We start from the raw sequence: 24006 nt of genomic DNA, 5'->3' as shown, positions 1-24006 counted from the left end.
TCCCTCACCTCCCCGCCGATCGCCCAAGGACGGCCATGTCTAGACGGACAGGTGCCCGACGCCGCCGCCTCGGTTCCATACGTCTCTCCCTCATCCTTCTCGCCCTGGTCCCGAGCGTCACCCTCGCCGCCATGTGGGCGCTGACGACGACGCAGATGTTCTCGGAGGGCCTTCGGCTGCGCTCGCAGACGGCCCTGAGCAGGTCGACAGGCGCCATGGGCACCGAGGCCACGCTCGCGCTGCAACAGGAACGCGGCCTGTCGGCCGCCTGGCTGGCCTCACAGCCCGGCGCCCGGGCCGCGTTGGAACGGGCGCGCACGGAGACCGACGCAGCGGTCGCCAAGCTCGCCGGCCACACGGACCAGCTCGAGCGGGCCCCGGCCCGGATAGCGGACCGGTTGTACTCGGTGGTCGGGTCGGTGGGCAGCCTGGAGTACTACCGGAGTCAGATCGACGACCCGAGTGACATCACCGCCGAGCAGGCGCTGGACCAGTACACCTCGATCATCGACGACCAGATCCACGCCTTCCAGGAGCTCTCCCAGGTCGACGACGGCGACCTCACCTCACAGGCCGGTCCGCTGGTCTCGCTGGAGCACGCGGCGGAGCTGGTCTCCCAGGAGGACGCGCTGCTCACACTGGCCTGGCCGGCCGGCTACCTCGACGAGAAGCGCTGGACGGTGTTCGCCGAGGCGGTGAGCTCACGCCGCTGGATCGTCGAGGACGAGATCATCCCGTCGCTGCGCGGCAGCACGAAGACGCAGACCGAGCGCATCCTGCAGAGCCCGGAGTGGCAGACCCTGCAGACCGTCGAGGACAAGGTGCTCGCGGCCCGGCCGTCCGGCGACGCCCGCAGGATCAGCCTGCCCGCCGATGTGCGCAAGCAGTGGACCACCGCGCTGCAGAAGGTCTCCGACGAGTACGGCCTCCTGATCCAGCAGCAGACGTCCGGACTGCTCGCCCGCAGCTCCGAGAAGGCCGACGACCTGCTCCTGACGGCCGCCTCCCTCAGCGCGGGCGGGCTGGTCGCCCTGCTGCTGTGCGCCGGCATGTCCTGGCGGATCACCCGCTCCCTGTCCCGGCGGCTGCACGGCCTCAGGCAGGCCACGCTCAGTCTGGCCGAGGACCGGCTGCCCGACGTGGTCCGCCGGCTGGACAAGGGCGAGACGGTCGACGTGGACCTGGCGGCGCCCCCGCTGGACTACGGCTCGGACGAACTGGGGCAGGTGGCGCAGGCCTTCAACACCGCGCAGCGCACGGCGGTGGTGACCGCCGTCGAACTCGCCGACACCCGTCGCGGCTTCCAGAAGGTGATCCTGGGCATCGCCCGGCAGAGCCAGAACCTGGTCAACCTCCAGCTCAGCCAGCTGGACGCGCTGGAACGCGAGCACCAGGACCCCGACGTCCTCAAGGGTCTGTACGAACTGGACTCCATGGCGAGCCAGTTGCGCCGCTACGAGGAGAACCTCGTCATCATCAGCGGTGAGCAGCCGCGGCGCAGCTGGACCGAACCGGTCGCGCTGATCGACATCCTGCGCAGCGCGGTCGGCGAGGTCGCCGAGTACCGGCGGGTGGAGGTGCACACCGACGAGGAGGTGTGCCTGGCTCCGCCCGCGGTGGCGGACGTGATCCATCTGCTGGCCGAGCTCATCGACAACGCCACCGTGTACTCCCCCGCGCCCAGCCCCGTCGGGGTGCGGGCCGCGATGGTGGCGAAGGGGCTGGTCGTGGAGGTCGAGGACCGGGGCCTGGGCATGTCCGAGGACGACTACGCCTCACTCAACGCCCAGTTGGCGGGGCCGTCGAAGTTCGACGTGGTGGCCCTGGCCGACGACCTGAGGCTCGGCATGTTCGTGATCTCCCGGCTCGCCAACCGGCACGGCATCGCCGTGACGCTGCGCTCCTCGCCGTACGGCGGGACCACGGCGATCGTGCTGATCCCGCACGAGATCGTGGTGCGGGAGGACGCCGACGCGGGCCCGGACGACATGGCGGACGCGGAGGCCGTACCGGACGCCGAGCTGGTGCAGGTCGGGTCCACGGCCCGGTCGGCCCGGCCTCTCCTGGCCGCACGCACCGTCCCCGTCCCCGCCGCCGTGCCCGCGCCCGCCGCTCGTGCCTCCCGGCCCGACGGACTCACCCCGCTGCCCCGCCGGGTGCCGCAGACGAACCTGGTCGACGAACTCCGCGAGGACTCTGCGCCCGCCGTGGAGGACGACCTCGAGGACTTCACCGCGGAGCGAGCCGCCTCCTCGCTCGCCGGTTTCCAGCGCGGAACGCTCCGCGCCAGGGACGACGACGAACACAAGCCGCACGACGAGCAGGTGCCGGACGGCGACGACGCGCCGGCCGTCACCCCGACTCCGCACACCGACCGCTCATGAAGGACACCGCCATGACACGCCCCACCCCCGCGACCGACACCGCACTGGACCAGTTGCTCACCGGCCTCGTGGACCGGGTCGCCGACGTGAACCACGCCGTGGTGCTCTCCGAGGACGGACTCGTCGTCAGCAGGTCCACCGGGTTCGTGCGCGACGACGCCGAACGGCTGGCGGCGACCGCGTCCGGTCTGATGAGCCTCAGCAAGGGCGTCAGCATGGACTTCCGGGGTGGTCCGGTGCGCCAGGCACTCATCGAGATGGCCAACAGCTACCTGATACTGACCGCGGCCGGCCCCGGCGCCCACCTGGTCGTACTGACCGGGCCGAAGGCGGACGTCGGTGTGGTGGCGTACCAGATGAACATGCTGGTGAAGAAGATCGGCGAGCACCTCGGGGCGGCGCCGCGGGCGCATGTGGGCCCAGCGACCGCCACCGGCGAGTGAGGTGAGCGGAAGCGACGCGGCGGGCCGGCTGGTACGGCCCTTCGCCCTGACCGGCGGCCGGACCCGGCCCAGCCGCGCCGACTTCACCCTCATCACGACGGTGACCGCGGTGAACCCGCCGCCGGAGCGGGCCCCCCGGCCGCAGCCCGAGCAGGCGCGGATCCTGCGCCGGTGCGAGCGGCCGCTCGCCGTGGCGGAGCTCGCCGCCCGCTTGGACCTTCCGGTGAGCGTGGTCGTCATCATGCTCTGCGATCTGCTGGAGGCCGGCCTGATCACCGCCCATCCTCCGCACCCCGTCTCCCGCATCCCGGAACTGGACCTGGACCTGCTGCAGAAAGTGAGGGACGGCCTTGGCCGGCTCTGATCCCGCCGCCCGGGCGGCACCCGAGGCGACCGGCGCGTACGTCGCGCCCGTCGCACCCGACACCGTCAAGATACTGATCGCCGGAGGGTTCGGCGTCGGCAAGACAACGATGGTCGGTTCGGTCAGCGAGATCGTTCCGCTGCGCACCGAGGAACCCCTGACCGTGGCGGGCCTCGGCGTCGACGATCTCGCCGGCATCGAGGCGAAGGCGGCCACGACCGTGGCCCTGGACTTCGGCCGGATCACCATCAACGACCGGCTGGTGCTGTACCTCTTCGGCACCCCCGGGCAGCAGCGGTTCTGGTTCATGTGGAACGACCTGGCCGTCGGCGCGCTGGGCGCCGTGGTCCTGATCGACGTGCGCAGACCGGAGTCGAGCTTCGCCGCCGTGGACTTCTTCGAGCGGCGCGGCATCCCGTTCGTCGTCGGGGTCAACGGCTTCCACGGGAAGCACCCGTATCCGCCCGAGGAGATCCGGGAGTCCCTGGCGCTGCCGGAGCACGTTCCGGTGCTGCTGTGCGACGCGCGCGAGCGCGAGTCGAGCCGGGACCTGCTGATCGCGCTGCTGGACCTGCTGATCGCCGAGGCGGGCGGCGGTGGCGCTCAGCTCACTCGTCCGGGCCGGTGAGCTCCCTGTTCGAGGGTGCGATCAGCCGGGCCGTGAGGTCCGGGTCGGGCATCTCGGCGTCGAGGGGGAACAAGGGCCGGCGGATGCGGCGGTGGCCGAGCCGGGTCAGCTCCTGGTCGACGCCGCCCGGCGTGAGCGCCATCTTCCAGTCGGCGGCCATGGCGAACAGCTCGGGCTCCGGACAGCCGATCTTCACGATCACGATGTCGGCCGCCCTGGGGTCCAACTCCAGGTCGGTGAAGTCGTGTTCGTGGTGGTACGGCTTGCGCTGCCGGGTCAGGACCACGCGGACGCAGCCCACCCGCAGCACGACCTCGGTCTGCGCGTCCCGGTCGCCGTGCCGTACCGAGTGGACCACGCCGGTGAGGGTGAGCGGGCCGGCGTGGCGGTCGTCGACCTCGGCGCCCGCGGTGACCGTGACGGTCGCGCCGACGCCGGCCGCCACGGCGGTGTCGACGGCGCCGGGGCCCGGCAGTGAGGCGTAGATGACCGTGGGCCCCGACGGTTCCTTGAACTCGGGGCGGTCCAGGACCCGCTGGAGTCCCCACGTGACGTCCCCGGCGCCGCCCGCCGTCGGGTTGTCGCCGGTGTCGCTGACGAAGTAGGGGCGGGCCGTGGAGGCGAGGGCGGCGTCCAGGCACTCGTCCAGTGAGGCGGTCGGCGCGACGGAGTCGAAGGAGTGGCGGGCCTTCCAGAAACCGGCGGCCAACTGCTCCGCACCGACGGTGACGGCGTCCGGCGAGGGGCCCGTGACGACCACCGCGGCCCGGTTGCGCGGTTCGTCCGCCCAGGCGTAGCCGACCCAGATCGCCGCGTCCGTCACGCCGTCGGCCGCCTCCACCTCGTCCACGGCCGCGTACACGCTCTTCGCGGGTTCGGTCCGGGTCGAGGTCTGCTCGCCGGTCAGCAGCACCGGCACCGGGATCCAGGCCTTGGCGGGGCGGGGCGCACCGCTCGCCAGCAGGTCGACGAGGTTGCGGGCCGCGCGTTCCTCGGTGTCCATGGCGTCCTCGTGCGGGGCCATGCGGTGGCAGGTGATCAGGTCGCTCTGGTGGACGAGGTCGCGGGAGACGTTGCCGTGCAGGTCCATGGAGGTGGACACGAGGACGTGCGGGCCGACCACTTCCCGGATGCGGTGCAGGAGTTGGGCTTCGGCGTCGTCCAGTCCCTCCACGGTCATCGCGCCGTGGATGTCGTACCAGAGGCCGTCGATCGGCCCCAGCTCGCTCAGGCTGTTGAGGAGTTCGGCGGCCAGTTCCGCGTACGCGGTGGAGGTCACCGTGCCGCCGGGCAGGGCCTTGCCGACCAGGGCGCCGCGCCAGTCGGCTGCCGTGTGCAGGGGCTGCCCGGGCGCGAGGAAGGGGTAGCGGGTCAGGACGTCCGTGCCGCGCCGCGGATGGAAGGCGGGGGCCCTGGTGCGGGCCGGGGAGAAGGTCGAGGACTCGATGCCGAGTCCGGCGACGGCGATGACGGGACGGGCTTGCGGCATGAGAGCTCCCTACGTCGGCGGAAGGTCAAGCGTGACCGCCCGTGGCTCAGGAGTGGTTGCCGACAGGTGAGGAGTGATTGCCGGCAGGTGAAAGGTGCGCGCCGGTGACCGCCTCCAGCGCGCCCGCTGCAGTGCGAACTGCCCCGCGCCCGCCAGGCCGGCGTCGGCGCAGAGGCCGCGTGTCGTGCCGTCGAGGACGGCGCGGGTGCCCTCCGGGTCGGAGGGCACCCGCGGCGGCCTGGACGGCACGTCCGGGCGCGGGTGGGTGGCGTCAGTTGAGGCCGACCGACTTCAGCCAGGCCTTGGCGACGTCGAGCGGGTCCTTGCTCTCGAGCTGCACCTGGGTGTCCATGTCGAGGAGGGCCTTGGTGTCCAGCTTGGCCGAGACCTCGTTGAGGGCGGCCACGCCCTCCTGGGAGAGGCCGGACTTGTAGACCAGCGGGGTCACGTTCGCGAAGCCGAAGAGGTTCTTCGGGTCCTGCAGGACGACGAACTTCTCCTTGGTGATGGTCGGGTCCGTGGTGAAGATGTCCGCGGCCTGCACGGTGTTCTTCGTCAGCGCCGCCTGGGTCAGCGGACCGCCCGCGTCGAGCGCCTTGAACGACTTGAACTCCAGGCCGTACGCGGACTTCAGGCCGAGCAGACCCTGCTGCCGGGTCTGGAACTCGGGCGAGCCTCCGATGACCAGCTCCGGAGCGATGTCCTTGAGGTCCGCGAGGGTGGACTGGGCGGTCAGGTTGTACTTCTTCGCCGTCTCCGCGTTGATGCTGACGGAGTCCTTGTCCTCGGCGGGTGCCGAGTCCAGCAGCGTGAGCTTCGAGTCGAGCTTGGCCTTCGCGGCCGCGTTCACCGACTCGGCCGTCTTCTGTTCCGCCTTCGGGTCAAGGTAGGCCAGGAGCGAGCCGTTGTACTCCGGCAGGACCGTGATGGAGCCGTTCTTCAGCAGACCGTAGGTGGTCTCGCGACTGCCGATGTTGGGCTTGTAGGTGACCTTGATGCCCTTGGCCTTCAGCGCCTCGCCGTAGATGTCGGCGAGCAGGATGCTCTCGGCGAAGTTGTTGGAGCCGACGACGACGGTGCCGCCGTCCGCCTTGTCGCCGGCGAGCGGGTCCGACGTGTCGTCGGAGGAGGAGCATCCCGCGAGCAGGGCCGCGGCGGCGGCGAGCGCGACGGCGGCCACGCCGGGGTGTGTCCTGCGGAACCTGCTGTGTGCGGTGGTGGAAGTCACGATTCCCGTTCCGGACTCTGGATGGATGCTCGGAGATGGTTGCTCGCAAGCTCTTGCGCTGATCCAATCCAGCCGGTTCTTGGTCAGTCAAGTGCAGCATGGTCACCAATTGGCTTCAATGCGTTGCCCATTGTGAACACGGTATGAACGGGCCGGCACCGGACCCGCCGAAGCGGAGCGGGTCGTAATGGATTCTTGACTCAGGGTGGCACGAACCGGTGTCCCAAGAGGCTGTAGTCTCGCGGAAGTTGGCGCCGCTCACTGTGGCGTGCGGGGGCCGCACCGGTGTTGTTCCGCACCTTGACCGGGGCGTTCACACCGACGTGGGTGCCTCTGGCACACCGGACCGCAAGCGATCACAATCGGTCACGAAGGAGGCCTGGTGTCCACGAACGAGCCCCGGGGTGGCGTTCGGGGATTCGCCGACCGCTGGCCGTTCCGCCGCAAGCTCAACGTCCTCGTCGGCGTGCCGCTGGCCGTGGTCGCCGCACTGCTCGCCTACCTCATCGCCGACCAGGTGGACCAGGCACGGAACGCGAACGCCGCGGCCGAACTGGTCCGGAGCAGCACACAGGTCGCCGAGTTGGTGGACCGCGTGGAGCTGGAGCACCAGCAGGCCATCCTGCTGTCCGTGCGGCACGAGGCGGCGCCCGAGGGGGGCCGTCCCTCCGACGCCGACTACCGCAAGGCGCAGGCCGCGGTCGACTCCCAGGTGGAGAAGGTGCGCGACACCTTCGGCGGCCGACTGCCGGACACCGAGGCCCAGGCGCTGCGCGAGATCAACGGCCTGACCAGCCTCCGCGACACCGTCGAGCAGGGCTATCTGCCCGCCGACAACATCGACCCGGCCTACACCAACGCCTCCACGGGCCTGATCGACGGCCTCGGCCTGGACCACAACACGGCCCTCGCCGGCACCTTCACCGGCAACCTGCTGGACTCCCTGCTGCGCGCCGACGCCGCCCACAGCGCCTTCGAGACGGCCGTCTTCTCCGCGCGCACTGGTGACAGCAACGCCCAGATCGAGTTCATCGGCGCGGTCGGCTTCGAGAACGAGTACAACCACCAGGCCGACCGCTTCGCCCGGTTCGCCACCGAGGCCCAGGCGAACGAGCTGGGCGGGATCGAGCACAACTCCTCGCAGGCGACGATCGGCCGGCACTACGCCGAGCTGCAGATCGACCCCGGCAACCTCCAGGCCGGTACACCCGCGCAGATCCGCGAGGCCTTCACCGAGGCGCTCGGCTCCTATCGCGACTACCGGCTGCAGTCCGAGACCCGGCTGAAGATCACCGCGTCCCTCATCGACCAGATCGCCGACCGTGCCGACGCCGCCTCCAGCGAGGCCGCATGGCGCGCGGTCCTGCTGCTGGGGCTCGCGCTGTTCCTCTTCGCCGTGTGGATCACCTTCGCGGTGCTGGTGCGCCGCTCGGTGGTACGGCCGGTGCAGGCACTCACCGGTGCCGCCCGCGAGGTCGCCGACGTCGCCGGCCGCGAACTCGCCCGGGTCGCCGACGAGGACACCGAGGACGACGGGCCGGTCCGGCTGCGCGAGATCCCGGTCACCGCGAAGGACGAGATCGGCGACCTCGCCGACGCCTTCAACCACGTCCAGACCACCGCGTCCGCGCTGCTGGAACGCCAGGTGCTCAGCCGGCGCAACGTCGCCGAGATGTTCGGCAACGTCGGCCGCCGCGTCAGCAACCTGACCACCCGGCAGCTGGCGCTGATCGACGCGGTGGAACGCGGCGAGACCGACCCCGCCCTCCTCGAGCGGCTCTACAGCATCGACCACATCGCCGTCCGCCTGCGCCGCAACGCCGACAGCCTGATGCTCCTCGCCGGTATCCGCGAGACCGTCCTCGACTCCGGACCGCTCGCGCTGACCAACGTCGTACGGGCCGCGCTCGGTCAGATCGAGGGCTTCCGGCGGGTGCATCTGCACGCCGCGACCGAGGTCATGGTGGAGCCCGACATCATCGGCGACCTCACCCTGATGGTGGCCGAACTCGTCGAGAACGCCGTGTCGTTCTCGCCCGAAGGCAGCCCCGTCGAGGTGACCGTCCGCGACAGCGCCGAGGGCGCGCTGGTCGTCGTCTGCGACCACGGCCTCGGCATGAGCGCCGAGCGGCTCGACGAGGAGAACGCCCGCCTGATCCGCCGCGAACGCCTCGACCTCGTCCCCACGAAGGTGCTCGGCCTGTTCGTGGTGGGCACGCTGGCGCGCCGCTGGGAGGTGGACGTGATCCTGTCCCGCACGCCGGGGGGCGGCGTGACCGCCGAGGTGACCATTCCGTCGTCCCTGCTGCTGACGATGAGCCCGATGGCGATCACCACGGGTGTCTCCGGCGGTGCGGGAGCCTCCGGCGGTGCGACGCAGGGCGCGAGGCGCGCGTTGGCTTCCGGGTCCGCTGCGGAGTTGACGGCGGGCTCGGTTTCGACCTCAGGTGCGGGTGCGGGTGCGGCCGCAGGCTCCGGCTCGGAGTCGGAGGCTGGCTCGGGTTCGGGTCGGCTTTCGGCGACAGCGGCCGTGCCTGCCGGCGCGGCCGGTCGCGCGGGCCCGCCCGAAGCGGTCACGGGCGCCGGCTCCACGGCGGACCAGCCCGTACACACCGCCCGCACCGCTTCCCCGCACGGCACCGAGCCGGTCGACGGCGAGCCCGCCCCGCTCCCCCGCAGGGTGCCCCGGCGCGACCCCGCCCCGGCGGACACCTCGCCGGCCTCGGAGCGCAACGGCACGTCAGGCGCCCCTGGCCTCGACGGCGGGTCAGCCGTCCCCGGCCCGAAGGGCAAGGCCCCCGACGACTCCCAGCCCGCCGATGCCCCCTTCATCCCGAGGGCCCGCACCGAGGGGAGGGTCCCGGCCGGGACACCCACGCCCGCCACCGGCCCCGTCTCCGACGACGGTCCCGACGCCCGCCCGCTGCGACGCCGCGTCCGTGGCGCCACCCTCCGTACGACCTTCGGAGCCGACCCCGACCAGCAGACGTCCCGCCGGGACGCGCCCCGGGCCGCCGACGCGGACGCCGTCCGTGACGCGCTCGAGGAGTTCGAGGCGGCCGTGGAACGCGCCCACCGCGACAGCGGAAACGACACCGCCACCACCCCCTACCCAGCGACCCCACCCAACTCCCCGCACCATCACAACCACTCCCCGGAAGGAGCGGAGCAGTGAGCACGTCGACAGGTGACACTCCGACGGGAGGCACCACGCCGGCCGAACTCCAGGCCGCCGCAGCCGACTTCACGTGGCTGTTGAATCGTTTCGCGACGGAGACGGCGGGCGTCGTGGACGCCATCGCCGTGTCCTCCGACGGCCTGCTCATCGCCGTGTCCGAGCTGCGCGAGCATGCCGACTCCGAGCGCCTCGCGGCGATCGTCTCCGGCATCACCAGCCTGGCCGCCGGCGCCTCCGGCAACTACGGCCTGGGCGGCCTCAACAAGGTCATCATCGACCTGGAGGGCGGCCACGTGCTGGTCTCCGCGGTCGGCAGCGGCGCCGTCCTCGGCGTCGTCACCGACAAGGAGGCCAAGCTCGGCAACATCGCCTACGAGATGACGCTGTTCGCCAACCGTGCGGGCAGCGCGCTCAGTCCCCAGCTGGTGCTCGAACTGAAGAACAGCGTCGGCGCCGCGTCGAAGCGCTGACCGGGCGCCCGCCCGGCCGAGGAGGAAGAACGACCCATGGCGGACGGCCGCACTCCCAGCAGTGCCGGCGAGGACGGGAACACGCCGCCGGGCCCCGACCCGGGCGGCCCCGTCGCCGCCGTACGGCCGTTCCTGGTCACCGCCGGCCGGGTGGCACCCAGCGCCAACGGCCGGACGATGCCCGTCGAGACCCAGGTGGTGGCCACCGCCGAAGGGCTCGCCGAGCTCGACCGGCTCTCCTTCGAACAGCACGACATCGTCGCCGCCTGCCGCCGCCCGCAGTCCATCGCGGAGATCGCGGCCCGGCTGCGGCTGCACCTGAACGTGGTCCGCATCCTCTCCGAGGACCTGCGCGCGGCGGGGCAGCTGACCGTGCACGTGCCCGACTCCGGCGTCACCCACGACGCATCCGTCCTGCGAAGGGTTATCGATGGCCTCCGGGCCATCCCCGACTCCCGAGGGGTTCTCCGTGACACCGACTGAACCGGCCACCCGCCCCGGGGCCGCGCAGGCCCCGGCCGTACGGCCGCCGCTGCCGGTCAAGATGGTGATCGCGGGCGGCTTCGGGGTGGGCAAGACCACCGCCGTCGGCTCGATCTCCGAGATCGCGCCGCTGACCACCGAGGCCGCGATCACCGAGGTCGCGGCGGGCGTGGACGACCTCAGCCACACCCCGCGCAAGACCACCACCACGGTCGCGATGGACTTCGGCTGCATCACCATCGACCCGACCCTGAAGCTGTACCTGTTCGGCACGCCCGGCCAGGAGCGGTTCGGGTTCATGTGGGACGACCTCGTCGAGGGCGCGATCGGCGGGCTCGTCATCGTGGACACCCGCCGCCTCGACGACTGCTACGCGGCCGTCGACTACTTCGAGCACAAGCAGATCCCGTTCGCGGTGGCCGTCAACGCCTTCGACGGCAAGGTCGGGCACACGCTGGACGAGGTCCGCTGGGCGCTCGACGTCAACGACCGCGTCCCGGTCGTGGTGTTCGACGCCCGCGAGCGCGGCTCGGTGCGCGACGCGCTGCTCGTCGTACTGGAACAGGCCCTGGCGCGCACCGAGGGCTGACACGTGACAGGGCCCGGGGCGGATCTCACCACCGCCCCGGGCCCTCGGCCGGCTGCTTCCGGGTCAGCCGCTTCGCCGTACCCCGCGCGACACCGCGGTCCGGTACACCGCCCAGAACACCGCGAGCGTGACCAGTGCCAGCCCGGCCACCAGCGTGGCGCCGCCCACGACCTTCTCGTAGTCGCGCTGGTAGAGGCCGTCGACGATGTACCGGCCGAGGCCGCCGAGCGAGACGTACGCGGCGATGGTGGCCGTGGAGACGATCTGGATGGCGGCGGAGCACAGGCCGCTGAGGATCAGCGGGAGCGCCGCCGGCAGTTCGACCTGGAACAGCACCTGGGCCTCGCTCATGCCCATGCCCCGGGCGGCGTCCACCGGCGACGGGTCGACGGAACGCATCGCCTCGTAGGTGGTGACGAGGATCGGCGGGACGGCGAGGACGACCAGCGGGATCATCACGTTCACCAGACCGAAACCCAGCAGCAGGGTCATCAGCACGAGCAGGCCGAAGGTGGGCAGGGCCCGCCCGGCGGTGGCGATCAGGGAGAGGGCGTTCCCGCCGCGCCCGTAGTGACCGGTGATCAGGCCGCCGGGCAGCCCGATCGCGGCGGCGAGGACGAGCGCCTCCAGGGTGTACTGGATGTGTTCGCCGACGCGCGTGGGGATACCGTCGTAGCCGGTCCAGTGGGCGCTGTCGCTGAAGAAGGCGTTGATGAAGTTGAGCAAATTCACCGGGCTGCGTCCTCCAGGGCGAGGGCGGCCGGGTCGGGCCGGTCGGCCTTGGGTTTCGTGTGCGCCCGGCGCGGCATCCACGGCGTCAGCAGGAGGCGCAGGGCCACCAGGAGGCCGTCGGCGAGGATCGCCAGGGCGGCCATGGTGAGCACGGCGTTCACCGCGAGTTCGGGCCGGTTGTAGATGGTGGCGTCGTTGAGCAGGTTACCGAGGGCGCCCTGGTTGCCGATGAGGGTACCGACGCTGACGAGACTGATGCTCGACACGGTCGCCACCCGCAGCCCGGCGGTGATCGCGGGCACCGCGATCGGCAACTGGACCTGGATGTAGCGGCGTACGGGCCCGAAGCCCATGGCGGTCGCGGCGGCCAGGGTCTCCTGCGGCACCGAGCGGACGCCGTCGACGATCGACGGGACCAGGACGACGAGGCTGTAGACGGTGAGCGGGATCATCACCGTGAGCTCGGTCTGTCCGGTGTAGTCGATGAGGAGCACGAAGAAGGCGAGCGAGGGGATGGCGTACAGCACGGTCGTGATCCACAGCACCGGCGGGTACAGCCAGCGGAAGCGCACGCACAGTTGGGCGAGCGGCAGCGAGATCACCAGCCCGGCCAGCACCGGCAGCAGGGCCTCGCGCAGGTGCAGGCCGACGAGGCCGAGCCAGCTGTGCTGGAGGTCGCTGGGGATGTCGAAGAAGCCGTTCACGGCGCGATCCGTGCGGCCTTGGTGACCGTCGAGGCGGCGGAACTCCCGCCGTTCGTACGGCCTTCCGCGTGGGCGCCGCGGATCGCCTCGCCGATGGCCTGCTGGGAGACGACTCCGGCTGCCCGGCCCTCGCCGTCCACGGCGACGGCCCAGCCGGTGGGCGAGAGCACCGCGCAGTCGAGGGCGGCCCGCAACGAGTCCTTGCCGGCCACGAACGGCCGCCCGTACGGCAGGAGTTCCGCCGCCTCGACGGCGCCGGCGGTCAGGTCCCGCGGCTCGCTCCAGCCGAGGGGCCTGCCGTCCAGGTCGGTGACGAGGAGGTAGGGGGTGTCGGCCGCGCTGCGGGCGGCGATCTGCTCGGCGGTGGCGTCGATCGCGACGATCGGCGCGGTCAGCAGGTCGAGTCCTGTGGAGGAGAAGAAGGACAGCCGCCGGATGCCGCGGTCCGCGCCGAGGAAGTCCTCGACGAAGGCGTCGGCGGGGCTGGACAGCAGCTCGGCGGGCGGCGCGAACTGGGCCAGCTTGCCGCCGGTGCGCATCACGGCGACCATCGTGCCGATCTTGACGGCCTCGTCGATGTCGTGGGTGACGAAGACGATGGTCTTGCCCAACTCCTCCTGGAGGCGCAGGAGTTCGTCCTGAAGCCCTTTGCGGACGACGGGGTCGACGGCGGAGAACGGCTCGTCCATGAGCAGCACCGGCGGGTCGGCGGCGAGCGCCCGGGCCACACCGACGCGCTGCTGCTGTCCGCCGGACAGCTGGTAGGGGTACCGCTTGGCGAGCCCGGCGTCCAGACCGACGCGCTCCATCAGCTCACGCGCCCGCGCCCGGGCCTTGTCCTTGCCCCAGCCGAGCATGCGGGGCACGGTGGCGATGTTGTCGACGATCGTGCGGTGCTGGAAGAGCCCGGCGTTCTGGATGACGTAACCCATGGACCGGCGGAGCGTGTTGACGGGCTGCTGCAGGATGTCCTTGCCGTCGAGGAGGATGGTGCCCTCGCTGGGCTCGACCATCCGGTTGATCATGCGCAGGGTCGTCGTCTTCCCGCAGCCCGAGGGTCCGACGAGGACGGTGATCGAGCGGTCGGGTATCTCCAACGAGAGCCGGTCGACCGCCACCGTGCCGTCCGGGTACCGCTTGGTGACTGAATCTATCCGTATCAAAACGCCGAATACCCCTCGGGTTTGGCAGAAGCTGCCCGTTTTCGGTCACGCTCGTGCAGGCCGTTGCGGGGAGAGTCTAGACCTCGTGTGTTGCGGGCCCTTGTCGGACGAGTGGCCGGTTCTCCCGGGTGGCGGGCCGGAAGGGCCCGCCTGCTCCGGCGGTGGGGCGTCGTTTCGTTCCGGCGGTCCGTCCAGCATCGCGGCCGGGCGTCATGCGGCCGCCGCGTCCTCCCCCGCGACGGGGAACCCCGGCGTCCGAAGGACCCGCCGCTCGGCGTCCACGGCCAACACCTCGCACCCGGGCTGCCCGGCGGCCCACTCGACGCCCTCGGCGCCCATCGCGAAGGCCGCCGTGGCGACCGAGTCCGCCTCGGTGAGGGTCGGGGCGACGACGGTCAGGCTGAGCAGACCGGTCGCCGGGCGGCCGGTGCGGCCGTCGATGATGTGGTCGCCGCGCTCGTAGCGGGCGGAGGTGGCGACCGCGCCGTCGGTGACCTCCAGGACGGTGCACAGCTTGTCGGCGTGTTCGGGGTGCCGTACGCCCACGCGCCAGGGACCGCCGGCGGCGACCACGTCACCGCCCGCGTTGAGGCAGAAGCGCGTCGCCCCGGCCGCCGTCAGCAGTTCCGCCGCCCGCTGCACCGACCAGCCCTTGACCACCGCGCAGGGGTCGAGGCCGCGGCCGGGCAGCCGTACGTCGAAGGCGCCGCCGGTGGCGGCCCGGTAGTGCTCGCACAGGTCGAGGACCTCGCGCAGGTCCGCGCTGAGATCTCCCGGCGACAGCTCGCCGCGGTCGAGGCGCGACACCTCGCTGTCGGGCCTGAACGGACTGAACCGGACGTCGACCTCGTGCAGCCACGCGAACACCGCGTCCGCGGCCGATTCGGGGATGTGCTCGTCGTCGACCCGCAGTGAGACCGGGAAGCCCATGACGTGTTCGACGCGGTGCATGACGGTCAGCCCTTCGCGTCGATCGCGGCCTGGAGGGACTCCCGGTAGCCGTCGCTGGTGATGGTCGCGCCGGACACCGTGTCGACGTCCGCGCTCTGCGCCTGAAGCGTCTGGGCGATCAGCTTCGGCACCGCCGCCGTGGTCTGCGGGTGGTTCGGCTGCTGAAGCATCCTCACGGAGCTGATCTCGTCGCCCTCGAAGGTCACCTCCACCTGCACGGGGCCCTTCTCCGTCGTCACGGTCGGGCCCGCGACGACGTGGGAGGAGGATCCCGAGGTCCCGGACGAGGGGGACGAAGACGGGGCGGGCGTGATGACCTGGACGGTGGACGTGTCGGCCGACGGTTGGTAGAGCCAGACGGGGACCAGGCCCGCGATGCTCAGAACCACGACAGGGATTGCTCGTTTCACGGTGTCTTCCTCATCCCGCCAGGCTGAAGCGCTCGAAGTGGATCTGCGGCTTGGGCACGTCCAGCTCGCGCAGGCTGCCCAGCACCGCGTTCATCATCGGCGGCGGCCCGCACAGGAAGACGTCCCGGTCGGCGATGTCCGGCACCAGCCGGGCCAGCTCGCCGGGCGCCAGCCTGTCCGGGACGGCGGGGCCGGTCACCAGGTGCAGTTCGCAGCCCTTGGCGTCCGCGAGGTCGCGCAGCTCGTCGTAGAGGACCGCGTCCCGGTCGGTGGCGACGCGGTAGATGACGACAGCGTGGCCCTGCAGTTCCTCCAGGAGGGCGCGGATGGGCGTGACGCCGACGCCGCCGGCGATGAGCACGGACTCGGGGCGGGTGCGGTGCAGAGCGGTGAAGGCGCCGTAGGGGCCCTCGGCGAAGACGCGCGTGCCGACCTTGACGTGCCGCAGGGAGGCGCTGCCGGCGCCCGCGGCCTTGGCGGTCAGGCGCAGGGTGCGGCCGTCGGGCGCGGCCGACAGGGAGAAGGGGTTGGCCTGCCACCAGCGGTCCCGGGTCATGAAGCGCCACAGGAAGAACTGGCCGGCCCGGGCGGGCATGCGGTCGAGGTCGCGGCCGGTCATGTAGACCGAGACGACGTTGTCGGACTCGGGGACGACCGCGGTGACGCGCAGCTGGTGGCGCCAGTTGCGCCACAGCGGCAGCACCAGGCGGCCGAGGAACACCGAGGTGAGCGCGACGCCCCACACGCCGTACCAGTACGTCGTGGCGGCGGACGACGAGGTGAAGCTGGTGCCGACCGCTACCTGGTGGGTGAAGGCCAGCACCACGGCGACGTAGGTGTACAGGTGGATGAAGTGCCAGGTCTCGTACGCGAGGCGGCGCCGGGCGTAGCGGCCCGAGACGGCGCCCACCACGATGATGATCGCCATCGCGACGACCGCGCGGAGCACGCCCTCGACGGTCTCGGCGAGGTCGACCAGCTGGCTGACCGGGTCCATGCCGGAGGACTCGGCGTAGCCGAAGCTGATGAAGACGACGTGCGCGAGCAGTGTGAAGAGGATGCCGAAGCCGGTCCAGCGGTGCCAGGAGGTGAGCCGGTCCATCCCGATGCGGCGGTCGAGCCAGGGCAGCCGGGCCACCAGCACCAGCTGGAAGGCCATCAGGAGCGCACCGTACAGACCCGCCAGCCGGCCCAGCACGATGAGGGCGTTCGACGCGAAGCCGGCCTCGGTGAAGAAGTAGGTCACCACGGCCGCGTTCGCGGCCAGCACGGCGTACAGGCCCGTGCGGGCCACCACCCTGGGTCGTTTTATCACCGTGGGGGGCGCGGGGGGCGATTGGACGGCAGTCACTCGGCGAGCTCCTTGATCGGGGCTGGGGTACCGAGCTTCCCCGCAGGGAGCTGTCGGTTTACTGTCGTACGACTTTCAAGTGCTTATCGATGTGGCCACGACGGACACCGGCGCTCCGGCACGGGGGTCCGGTGACGCAGTATGGGCGGGTGGACAAAGTACGACTCCTCGTCGTGGACGACGACCCGCCGATCGCCGACCTCGTGGCGACGGTCGCCCGCTACGAGGGATGGGACGCGGTCACCGCGAACTCGGGTGAGGAGGCGCTGAGCCGCGCCGCCGAGTTCCATCCGGACATCGTGGTGCTCGACCTCATGCTGCCCGACATCGACGGCTTCGGCGTGCTGGACCGGCTGCGGCGCTCCGGGACGATGGTGCCGGTGGTGTTCCTCACCGCCCGGGACGCGGTCGCCGACCGGGTGGCGGGCCTGACCCGGGGCGGGGACGACTACCTGGTCAAGCCGTTCGCGGTGGAGGAGCTGATGGCCCGGCTGCGGACGGTGCTGCGGCGCAGTGCCGGGCCCGGGTTCCAGCGCTCCGTGCTGCGGGTGGCGGATCTGACGATGGACGAGGACACCCGTGAGGTGCGGCGCGACGAGCAACTGCTGACGCTCACGCCGACCGAGTACGAGGTGTTGCGCTATCTGATGCGCAAGTCGCCGACCGTGCTGACCAAGGCGCAGATCCTGGACCACGTGTGGGAGTACGGCTTCGGCGGCCGCTCGAACGTCGTGGAGCTGGTCGTCAGCCGGCTGCGCCGCAAACTCGACGCGACGGGCGAGCCGCTGATCCACACCGTCCGGGGCTTCGGCTACGTGGTCCGGCAGGCCGCGGAGTGAAGGGTGTCCTCCGGCGCTTTCGCCACGTCTATCGCAGGCTGCGCCTGGGCACCCGGCTGGCGCTGGGCCTCGGTGCGCTGTCCCTGGTGGTCTTCGCCGTCGTGGGCTACGCCCTGACGATGTACATGCGGGACTACCTGGACAGCCAGCTGGGCTACCAGCTGAAGGTCGTCCAGACCGTGCAGTCCAAGGACGCCGCGGCCAACGGCACGGTGACGCAGAAGCCGTACTGGGGCTGGTTCACCGCGGTGTACGACGTGTCGGACAAGGCGGCGGTCCTGCGTCAGCCCGCCGACATCCCGCACGACACCCGCCCGCTCACCACCCTCGCCGAGAGCATGGCGCACTCCGACACCGAGCTGATGAGCACCGTGAACATCGACGGGGAGGGCCTGTACCGGCTGCGGGCCTGCGAGGTCGAGCCCGGGGTGGTGCTGGTCAGTGCCGCTCCCATGGCGGAGATCGAGGACACCGTGGACCGGCTGATCACCGTGCAGGTGATCGCGTTCGCCCTGGCGGTGCTGGCGCTGGTGGTGCTCGGCCGGAAGCTGCTGCGGCGCGGACTGCAGCCGCTGAGCGACATGGCCTCCACCGCGCACGGCATCACCTCGCACGACCTGACCGAGTCGGCGGCCCGGCTGCCGCTGCGCGCGGACGGCCGCGACGGCGGCCCGGAGGTGGACGAGCTGCGCACGGCGTTCAACACGATGCTGGAGCACATCGACGACTCCCTCGCGGTCCGTGCGGAGGCCGAGCAGCGGCTGCGCCGCTTCGTCGCGGACGCCTCGCACGAGCTGCGGACCCCGCTGATGTCCGTACGGGGCTATGCGGACCTCTTCCAGTACGCCGCCGCCAACGCCCCCGGGGAACGCGACAAACACCTGGCCCGGCTGCGCGCCGAGGCCGCGCGGATGGGCTTCCTCCTCGACGACCTGCTGCTGCTCGCCCGCCTCGACGCGGCGGATGTGGAGACCCCGCTGCGCCCCCTGGAGGCCGACCTGGTGGAGCTCGTCGATCACGCGGCCGACGCCTTCCAGGCGAGCCACCCCGACCATCCGCTGACGGTGACGGCCGACCCCGAGACGCTGACACTGCGCGTGGACCCGCAGCGCATCCGCCAGGTCCTGGACAACCTGCTCACCAACGCGGCCGTGCACACCCCGGCGGGCACCGAGGTGTCCGTGACGGTCTCCGCCGAGCCCGGCCGGGCGCTGGTGCGGGTCGCGGACGCGGGCCCCGGCATCCCGCCCGACGACCGCGCCCGGGTCTTCGACCGCTTCTACCGCGTCGACAAGGCCCGCAGCCGCGACCGCGGCGGCAGTGGTCTGGGCCTCGCGGTCGCCCGCTCCCTGGTCGCGGCGCACGGCGGCACGATCGAGCTGAGCAGCGAGCCGGGGAGGACGGTCTTCACGATGGCGCTCCCGCTGGGCCCCCCGGGTCTTACGAAGCCGTGACGTACCGGGCGCGGCCGGGCCGTACGGGCCGCCCGCGGTCCTAGCGTGGCCGCATGCGTGTACTGGTCACCGGCGGTGCCGGGTTCATCGGGTCCCATGTCGTCGAGGCCCTGCGGGCTCGCGGGCACGAGCCCCTTGTCTACGACGTCCGCGCCGACCCGGCCTCGGACGTCCGCAACCCCGACACCGTCAGCCGCGCTCTGACCGGCGTCGACGCCGTCTGCCACCAGGCAGCGATGGTCGGTCTGGGCGCCGGCTTCTCCGACGCGGCGGAGTACGTCTCCCGCAACGACCTCGGTACGGCCGTGCTGCTCACCGCCATGGCCGACGCGGGCGTACGCCGGCTGGTGCTCGCCGGGTCGATGGTGGTGTACGGCGAGGGCCGCTACACCTGTGTCCGGCACGGGGTGGTCCGGCCCGGGCCGCGTGCCGTCACCGACCTGGACGCCGGGCGCTTCGAGCCCCTGTGCCCGGTGTGCGGGGCGCAGCTGTCGCCCGGCCTGGTCGGCGAGGACGCCCCGGTCGACCCGCGCAACGTCTACGCGACGACGAAGCTCGCCCAGGAACATCTGGCGGCGGCGTGGGCGCGGGCCACGGGCGGCTCGGCGGTGTCGCTGCGCTACCACAACGTGTACGGCCCGGGCATGCCCCGCGACACCCCGTACGCCGGGGTCGCCTCCTTCTTCCGGTCGGCACTCGCCCGCGGTGAGGCCCCGCGGGTCTATGAGGACGGCCGCCAGCGGCGGGACTTCGTGCACGTACGGGACGTGGCCGCGGCCAATGTGGCGGCCCTGGAGGCGAGTTCGCGCGGGGGCGCGCTGACCGCGTACAACACCGGCAGCGGCAAGCCGCACACGGTCGGCGAGATGGCCCGGGCGCTGGCTTCTGCCTGCGGCGGTCCGGAGCCGGTGGTGACCGGGGAGTACCGGCTGGGGGACGTACGGCACATCACGGCGGACTCGGCGCGGCTGCGGGCGGAGCTGGGGTGGGAGGCGGGGGTGAGCTTCGGGGAGGGGATGCGGGAGTTCGCGCGGGCGGGGATGCGCCAGGGCAGGTCCGGCTGATCAGGTGCACGATCCGGACCACCAGGCCCGGCCATTAAACCAAATGCTGACTATTCACCCTTTCCGGGCATTCGGATGAGTTCTAGGATCATGTACAGAGGGCGGGCGGATGGCCGGCCTGTCGACCACCGTCGCCTGTACCGAGCGGAGGCGGAGATGAAGGCGTCGATACGGCGGTCCGCGATCTTCACGAGCGCGGCCGCTCTGGTGATAACTGTCTGCGGTACGACGGGCAGCGCCCGGTCCGCGGTCCCGGCCGAGCCGGGCGATGGTGAGCTCCAGTTCGGCTATGTCCTGCCCGAGACGGGGCAGCTGGCCTACCTCGGCCCGCCGCAGATCGAGTCGCTGAAGTTCGCGATACAGAAGATCAACGACGCCGGCGGGGTCCTGGGCAAGCCCGTGCCGACGGTGGTCTCCAGTGACGAGGCGGGCCAGGAGGCCGTTGCCGCGCAGTCGGCCGACCGGGTGCTCGCGGCGGGCGTCGACGCGGTCATCGGTGCCGCGGCCTCCGGCATGTCGCTGGCGTTCATCGACCGGGTGACCGGAGCGGGCGTCGTGCAGTGTTCGGGGTCCAACACCGCGCCCACCTTCACGGACTACGAGGACGACGGGTTCTATTTCCGTACCGTCCCGAGCGACTCGCTGCAGGGGCCCATCCTGGCGGACGTCGTCCGCGAGGACGGCCACAACCGGGTGGCCCTGGTGGCACGGGCGGACGACTACGGGCGCGGCCTGCTGGAGGCGACCCGGAAGACGCTCGAGGAGCGCGGTGCGACGGTGACGCTCGCCGAAACCTACGACCCGAAGGCGAGCAACTTCGACCAGGTCGTCCAGAAGATGGAGGACTCCAGGCCGGACGCGGCCGTGGTGATCGCGTTCGAGGAGGGCACGCAGATCCTTCAGGGCATGATCGAGTCCGGACTCGGGCCCGACCGGATCGGTGTCTACGGCGCCGACGGACTGCGCAGCGAGGAACTGGCCTCGCTGGTCTCCCCCGGCCAGCCCGGCAGGCTCTCCGGCATGAAGGGGACCGCACCGGCGTCGGCGGAGAACGAGAAGTACGTGAACGACCTGAAGAAGTTCGCACCGCAGCTCAAGGAGCTGCAGTTCGCACCGCAGGTCTTCGACTGCACGACGACCATCGCGCTCGCCGCCGAGAAGGCGGAGTCCGACGACCCGGGCGAGTACGTGAAGGAGATCAACGGGATCACCAAGGACGGCGAGAAGTGCAACTCGTTCGCCGCCTGCAAGGAACTGCTCGCCGACGGCAGGAACATCGACTACGACGGTGTGAGCGGTCCGCTCGACTTCACCGGCAAGGGCGAACCCGGCCAGGCGACGATCGAGGTGTACGGCTACGACGGCCAGGGGCAGTTGCAGACCCTGCGGACCGAGACCAGCAAGGCCGAGGAGTGACACCGGGAGGAGGGACACCGGAAGGAGCGACAGGGACGGGAGTCAACGGACGCGGGCGAGCGTGCCGAGGTAGAGCTCGATCACTTTCTCGTCGTGCAGCAGGGCCGTACCCGTGCCGGTGTACGCGTTGCGGCCCTGGTCGAGGACGTAGCCGCGGTCGCAGATCTGCAGGCACCTGCGGGCGTTCTGCTCGACCATGAGGATGGCGACGCCCGCGCGGTTGATCAGTCCGCACCGGTCGAAGACGTGGTCCTGATGGAGCGGCGACAGACCGGCCGACGGCTCGTCGAGCAGCAGCAGTTGCGGCTCCATCATCAGCGCGCGCGCCATCGCGAGCATCTGGCGCTCGCCGCCGGACATCGCGCCGGCCTTCTGCCTGCGTCGGTCGGCCAGTACGGGGAAGAGCTCCTCCACCGCGGCTGCCCGCCGCGCGTAGTCCTTGGGCCGCAGATAGACGCCCATCCGCAGATTCTCCTCGACGGTCAGCGAGGGGAAGACGTTCTGCAGCTGCGGTACGTAGCCCACGCCCCGCCGGACCAGCTCGTGCGCCGGCCGGTTGGTGACCTCCTCGCCGTGCAGCCGCACGGTCCCGCCGCGCACTCTCAGCAGCCCGAAGACCGCCTTGACGAGGGTCGACTTGCCGGCGCCGTTGGGGCCGATCACGCCGACCACCTCGCCCGGGCGCACCTCGATGCTGCAGCCGCGCAGCACGTCGACACCGGGGACGTATCCGGCGACGAGGTCGTCGGCGGCCAGTACCGGTTCCTGCTCCTCGGCGGACATGGCTACTCCTCCTCCTCGGTCGCCGTCCCCGGTTCGTCGTGCCGCTTGCCGAGGTAGGCGTCCACGACCGCGGCGTTGCGGCCGATCGTGTGCGGCGGGCCCTCGGCCACCAGGCGGCCGTCGGCCATGACGGCCACCCAGTCGCTGATGCCCATCACCACGTCCATGTCGTGCTCGACGAAACACACCGTCAGTCCCTCGTCCCGCAGTCGGGTGATGTGCCCGAGCAAGGACTGGGTCAGCGCGGGGTTCACCCCGGCCATCGGCTCGTCGAGCATGACCATGACCGGCTGGGCCATCAGCACCCGGGCCAGTTCCAGCAGTTTGCGCTGACCGCCGGAGAGCGTGCCGGCGTGGTCGTCGCGCAGGGGCCCGAGCCGGAACCGGTCCAGCAGTTCACCGGCCCGCCGCTCGAACTCCCGCTCCTGCCCGCGCCACAGCGGTCGCAGCAGCGCGGGCAGCGCCCCCTCCCCGCGTTGCCCGGGTGCGGCGAGCAGCATGTTCTCCATCACGGTGAGCCGGGCGAGCGTCCTGGTGAGCTGGAACGTACGGACCAGCCCCCGCCGCGCCACCCGGTGCGCCGGGGAGCCGGCCAAGGGCTGTCCGTCGAACGACCAACGGCCGCCGTCGGCCCGGTCGAACCCGCTCACCACGTTGAACAACGTGGTCTTCCCGGCGCCGTTGGGCCCGATGAGCGCCGTGATGACCCCGCGCTGCAGCTCCAGGTGCTCGACCCGCACGGCGACGAGGCCGCCGAAGGTACGGGTCACCTCGTCCAGGACCAGCAGAGGATCCGGTTTGCGCACCCCCGGCTCGGCAGCGATCCCGGAGAGCCGGCCGGCCCCCGTGCCCCCATGGGCCCCGGGACCACCGGATCCGAACGTGTCAGCGGCCACTGAGCAGCATCTCCTTCCGGCTGCCGAGAATGCCCTGCGGCCGGAACGCGACCAGCAGGATCAGGGCGACCCCGACCAGGGCGAAGCGCACCGCGCCGACCTCGGAGGTACTGATGAGGTCCGGCGATATGTACTCGGCGTCGATCGCCTGCCTCAGCGCGCTGTCGAGGAAGCTGAGGACGAACCAGAACAGGATCGAGCCGACGACCGGCCCGAGGATCCGCCCGGCGCCTCCGAGGACGAGCAGCGTGTACAGGAAGAACGTGACGCCCGGGTCGTAGTTGTCAGGATTCACGGACTGCACCTGGATCGCCTGCATCATGCCCGCGACCGCTCCGATGACGCCGCCCAGCACGAGGCTCTGCATCTTGTACGCGTAGACGTTCTTGCCGAGGCTGCGCGCGGCGACCTCGTCCTCCCGGATCGACCGGACGACCCGGCCCCACGGGCTGTGGATCAGCAGGGCGAGCAGCGCCGCGGCCGCCGCCACCAGCGCCCAGCCGACGATCATCACCCACAGGTCGCGGGAGCTGAACCTCACCAGCCACACGCCGTAGGTGCCGGGATCGATGGGGTTGAGCGAGTAGAAGTCCTTCGCGAACTGCTGCAGTCCGAACACCCCGCCGGTGACCGGCTCGGCCCAGCTGGACCGGTAGAACAGCCGGAGCGTCTCCCCCGCCGCGATCGTGGTGATCGCGAGATAGTCGGCGCGCAGCCGCAGGGTGGGCAGGCCGAGCAGCAGGGCCAGCACGATCGCGCAGGCCACTCCGGCCAGGACGCCGAGCCACATCGGGCCGTCGTACGTCGACACCGTGATGGCGAGCCCGTAGCCGCCGACCAGCATGAAGCCGACCTGGCCGAAGTTCAGCAGTCCCGTGTAGCCGAAGTGCAGGTTCAGGCCGATCGCGGCGAGTGCGTAGACGGCCGCGATGGGGCCGATGCCGGAGCGGAGGGCGTCGGAGAAGATGACCGAGAAGTCCATGGCGC

General features: G+C 71.4%; 23 protein-coding genes. 12 read left to right on the top strand and 11 right to left on the bottom strand.

The annotated features are described in order from the left end of the window. Window positions 1-35: 35 nt before the first annotated feature. From KUM49_RS11625 to KUM49_RS11610, 4 genes are read left to right on the top strand one after another with little or no spacing between them, the layout of a single operon-like run. Entirely contained in the window at window positions 36-2384 is a 2349-nt protein-coding gene (locus KUM49_RS11625) for a nitrate- and nitrite sensing domain-containing protein (RefSeq protein ID WP_217236683.1), read from the top strand. 11 nt (window positions 2385-2395) lie between these two features. Continuing rightward, window positions 2396-2827 carry a roadblock/LC7 domain-containing protein gene (locus tag KUM49_RS11620; RefSeq protein WP_217236682.1) on the top strand — a complete coding sequence of 144 codons (432 nt, stop codon included), beginning with the start codon at window positions 2396-2398 and terminating at the stop codon, window positions 2825-2827. Between the two features lies 1 nt (window position 2828). Then, the gene (locus KUM49_RS11615) at window positions 2829-3191 is read left to right on the top strand and encodes a DUF742 domain-containing protein (RefSeq protein ID WP_217236681.1); all 363 of its coding nucleotides are present in this window, start codon (window positions 2829-2831) and stop codon (window positions 3189-3191) included. Then, window positions 3178-3819, top strand: coding sequence for an ATP/GTP-binding protein (locus KUM49_RS11610; protein ID WP_217236680.1), 642 nt, complete (start codon window positions 3178-3180; stop codon window positions 3817-3819). Before KUM49_RS11615 ends, KUM49_RS11610 begins: the two co-directional genes overlap by 14 nt. Here KUM49_RS11610 and KUM49_RS11605 read toward each other — a convergent pair. Together KUM49_RS11605 and KUM49_RS11600 are read right to left on the bottom strand one after the other, a co-directional pair. Next, complete coding sequence (locus KUM49_RS11605) at window positions 3800-5308, bottom strand: M81 family metallopeptidase (RefSeq protein WP_217236679.1); 1509 nt, start codon at window positions 5306-5308, stop codon at window positions 3800-3802. The genes KUM49_RS11610 and KUM49_RS11605 overlap by 20 nt on opposite strands. Before the next feature lie 271 nt (window positions 5309-5579). Beyond that, a complete protein-coding gene (locus KUM49_RS11600; RefSeq protein WP_217236678.1) occupies window positions 5580-6536 on the bottom strand; it encodes an ABC transporter substrate-binding protein in 957 nt (318 codons plus the stop codon). Window positions 6537-6918: 382 nt separating this feature from the next. Between KUM49_RS11600 and KUM49_RS11595 the strand changes: the two genes are divergently transcribed. Genes KUM49_RS11595 through KUM49_RS11580 form a run of 4 tightly spaced genes read left to right on the top strand, consistent with a single transcriptional unit; the run spans window position 6919 to window position 11256 of the window. Then, on the top strand, window positions 6919-9711 hold the full coding sequence (locus KUM49_RS11595) for an ATP-binding protein (protein ID WP_308406602.1): 2793 nt from the start codon (window positions 6919-6921) through the stop codon (window positions 9709-9711). Next, on the top strand, window positions 9708-10184 hold the full coding sequence (locus tag KUM49_RS11590) for a roadblock/LC7 domain-containing protein (RefSeq protein ID WP_053752455.1): 477 nt from the start codon (window positions 9708-9710) through the stop codon (window positions 10182-10184). The genes KUM49_RS11595 and KUM49_RS11590 overlap by 4 nt, the downstream gene beginning before the upstream one ends. Window positions 10185-10220: 36 nt before the next feature. Next, window positions 10221-10667 carry a DUF742 domain-containing protein gene (locus KUM49_RS11585; protein WP_217236677.1) on the top strand — a complete coding sequence of 149 codons (447 nt, stop codon included), beginning with the start codon at window positions 10221-10223 and terminating at the stop codon, window positions 10665-10667. Further along, window positions 10654-11256, top strand: coding sequence for an ATP/GTP-binding protein (locus KUM49_RS11580; protein WP_217236676.1), 603 nt, complete (start codon window positions 10654-10656; stop codon window positions 11254-11256). Before KUM49_RS11585 ends, KUM49_RS11580 begins: the two co-directional genes overlap by 14 nt. Window positions 11257-11319: 63 nt before the next feature. On the opposite strand, the gene KUM49_RS11575 is transcribed toward KUM49_RS11580, so the two are convergent. The 6 genes from KUM49_RS11575 to KUM49_RS11550 form a co-directional block, all read right to left on the bottom strand. After that, window positions 11320-11988, bottom strand: a complete 669-nt coding sequence (locus tag KUM49_RS11575) for an ABC transporter permease (protein ID WP_217236675.1) — start codon at window positions 11986-11988, stop codon at window positions 11320-11322. Continuing rightward, window positions 11985-12692, bottom strand: coding sequence for an ABC transporter permease (locus KUM49_RS11570; RefSeq protein ID WP_217236674.1), 708 nt, complete (start codon window positions 12690-12692; stop codon window positions 11985-11987). The genes KUM49_RS11575 and KUM49_RS11570 overlap by 4 nt, the downstream gene beginning before the upstream one ends. Then, window positions 12689-13855 carry an ABC transporter ATP-binding protein gene (locus KUM49_RS11565; RefSeq protein ID WP_217236673.1) on the bottom strand — a complete coding sequence of 389 codons (1167 nt, stop codon included), beginning with the start codon at window positions 13853-13855 and terminating at the stop codon, window positions 12689-12691. The genes KUM49_RS11570 and KUM49_RS11565 overlap by 4 nt, the downstream gene beginning before the upstream one ends. A gap of 210 nt (window positions 13856-14065) precedes the next feature. After that, entirely contained in the window at window positions 14066-14806 is a 741-nt protein-coding gene (locus KUM49_RS11560) for an FAD:protein FMN transferase (RefSeq protein WP_217236672.1), read from the bottom strand. 5 nt (window positions 14807-14811) lie between these two features. Next, window positions 14812-15216 carry an FMN-binding protein gene (locus KUM49_RS11555; protein WP_217236671.1) on the bottom strand — a complete coding sequence of 135 codons (405 nt, stop codon included), beginning with the start codon at window positions 15214-15216 and terminating at the stop codon, window positions 14812-14814. Between the two features lie 10 nt (window positions 15217-15226). Continuing rightward, window positions 15227-16567 (bottom strand): ferredoxin reductase family protein, encoded by a 1341-nt coding sequence (locus tag KUM49_RS11550; RefSeq protein ID WP_308406601.1) that lies wholly within the window; start codon window positions 16565-16567, stop codon window positions 15227-15229. A gap of 149 nt (window positions 16568-16716) precedes the next feature. Here KUM49_RS11550 and KUM49_RS11545 point away from each other — a divergent pair, with 149 nt between their 5' ends. The 4 genes from KUM49_RS11545 to KUM49_RS11530 all read left to right on the top strand — a co-directional run bounded on the left by KUM49_RS11545 (window position 16717) and on the right by KUM49_RS11530 (window position 21340). Beyond that, window positions 16717-17406: a response regulator transcription factor gene (locus KUM49_RS11545; protein ID WP_217236670.1), complete on the top strand. Its 690-nt coding sequence runs from the start codon at window positions 16717-16719 to the stop codon at window positions 17404-17406. After that, complete coding sequence (locus tag KUM49_RS11540; RefSeq protein WP_217236669.1) at window positions 17403-18860, top strand: cell wall metabolism sensor histidine kinase WalK; 1458 nt, start codon at window positions 17403-17405, stop codon at window positions 18858-18860. The genes KUM49_RS11545 and KUM49_RS11540 overlap by 4 nt, the downstream gene beginning before the upstream one ends. A 53-nt stretch (window positions 18861-18913) precedes the next feature. Further along, window positions 18914-19924 carry an NAD(P)-dependent oxidoreductase gene (locus tag KUM49_RS11535; protein ID WP_217236668.1) on the top strand — a complete coding sequence of 337 codons (1011 nt, stop codon included), beginning with the start codon at window positions 18914-18916 and terminating at the stop codon, window positions 19922-19924. Between the two features lie 156 nt (window positions 19925-20080). Beyond that, window positions 20081-21340 (top strand): ABC transporter substrate-binding protein, encoded by a 1260-nt coding sequence (locus KUM49_RS11530; protein WP_217236667.1) that lies wholly within the window; start codon window positions 20081-20083, stop codon window positions 21338-21340. 42 nt (window positions 21341-21382) lie between these two features. Here KUM49_RS11530 and KUM49_RS11525 read toward each other — a convergent pair whose 3' ends face one another. From KUM49_RS11525 to KUM49_RS11515, 3 genes are read right to left on the bottom strand one after another with little or no spacing between them, the layout of a single operon-like run. Then, window positions 21383-22123, bottom strand: coding sequence for an ABC transporter ATP-binding protein (locus KUM49_RS11525; RefSeq protein ID WP_217236666.1), 741 nt, complete (start codon window positions 22121-22123; stop codon window positions 21383-21385). Between the two features lie 2 nt (window positions 22124-22125). Continuing rightward, window positions 22126-23019: an ABC transporter ATP-binding protein gene (locus KUM49_RS11520; RefSeq protein ID WP_217236807.1), complete on the bottom strand. Its 894-nt coding sequence runs from the start codon at window positions 23017-23019 to the stop codon at window positions 22126-22128. Then, a complete protein-coding gene (locus KUM49_RS11515) occupies window positions 23009-24001 on the bottom strand; it encodes a branched-chain amino acid ABC transporter permease (protein WP_217236665.1) in 993 nt (330 codons plus the stop codon). The genes KUM49_RS11520 and KUM49_RS11515 overlap by 11 nt, the downstream gene beginning before the upstream one ends. Window positions 24002-24006: the final 5 nt, after the last annotated feature.

The organism is Streptomyces sp. AC555_RSS877, from assembly GCF_019049245.1.
Taxonomy (GTDB): domain Bacteria; phylum Actinomycetota; class Actinomycetes; order Streptomycetales; family Streptomycetaceae; genus Streptomyces.
Note: the sequence above shows the minus strand (reverse complement) of the source record. Positions and strands in the feature narration are given on the sequence as shown.

What these genes read in the sequence shown, in the direction of transcription:
- KUM49_RS11625 (WP_217236683.1), top strand. Translation starts at nt 36, where the DNA reads ATGTCTAGACGGACAGGTGCCCGACGCCGCCGCCTCGGTTCCATACGT.
- KUM49_RS11620 (WP_217236682.1), top strand. Translation starts at nt 2,396, where the DNA reads ATGACACGCCCCACCCCCGCGACCGACACCGCACTGGACCAGTTGCTC.
- KUM49_RS11605 (WP_217236679.1), bottom strand. Translation starts at nt 5,308, where the DNA reads ATGCCGCAAGCCCGTCCCGTCATCGCCGTCGCCGGACTCGGCATCGAG.
- KUM49_RS11585 (WP_217236677.1), top strand. Translation starts at nt 10,221, where the DNA reads ATGGCGGACGGCCGCACTCCCAGCAGTGCCGGCGAGGACGGGAACACG.
- KUM49_RS11560 (WP_217236672.1), bottom strand. Translation starts at nt 14,806, where the DNA reads ATGCACCGCGTCGAACACGTCATGGGCTTCCCGGTCTCACTGCGGGTC.
- KUM49_RS11535 (WP_217236668.1), top strand. Translation starts at nt 18,914, where the DNA reads ATGCGTGTACTGGTCACCGGCGGTGCCGGGTTCATCGGGTCCCATGTC.
- KUM49_RS11530 (WP_217236667.1), top strand. Translation starts at nt 20,081, where the DNA reads ATGAAGGCGTCGATACGGCGGTCCGCGATCTTCACGAGCGCGGCCGCT.
- KUM49_RS11525 (WP_217236666.1), bottom strand. Translation starts at nt 22,123, where the DNA reads ATGTCCGCCGAGGAGCAGGAACCGGTACTGGCCGCCGACGACCTCGTC.
- KUM49_RS11515 (WP_217236665.1), bottom strand. Translation starts at nt 24,001, where the DNA reads ATGGACTTCTCGGTCATCTTCTCCGACGCCCTCCGCTCCGGCATCGGC.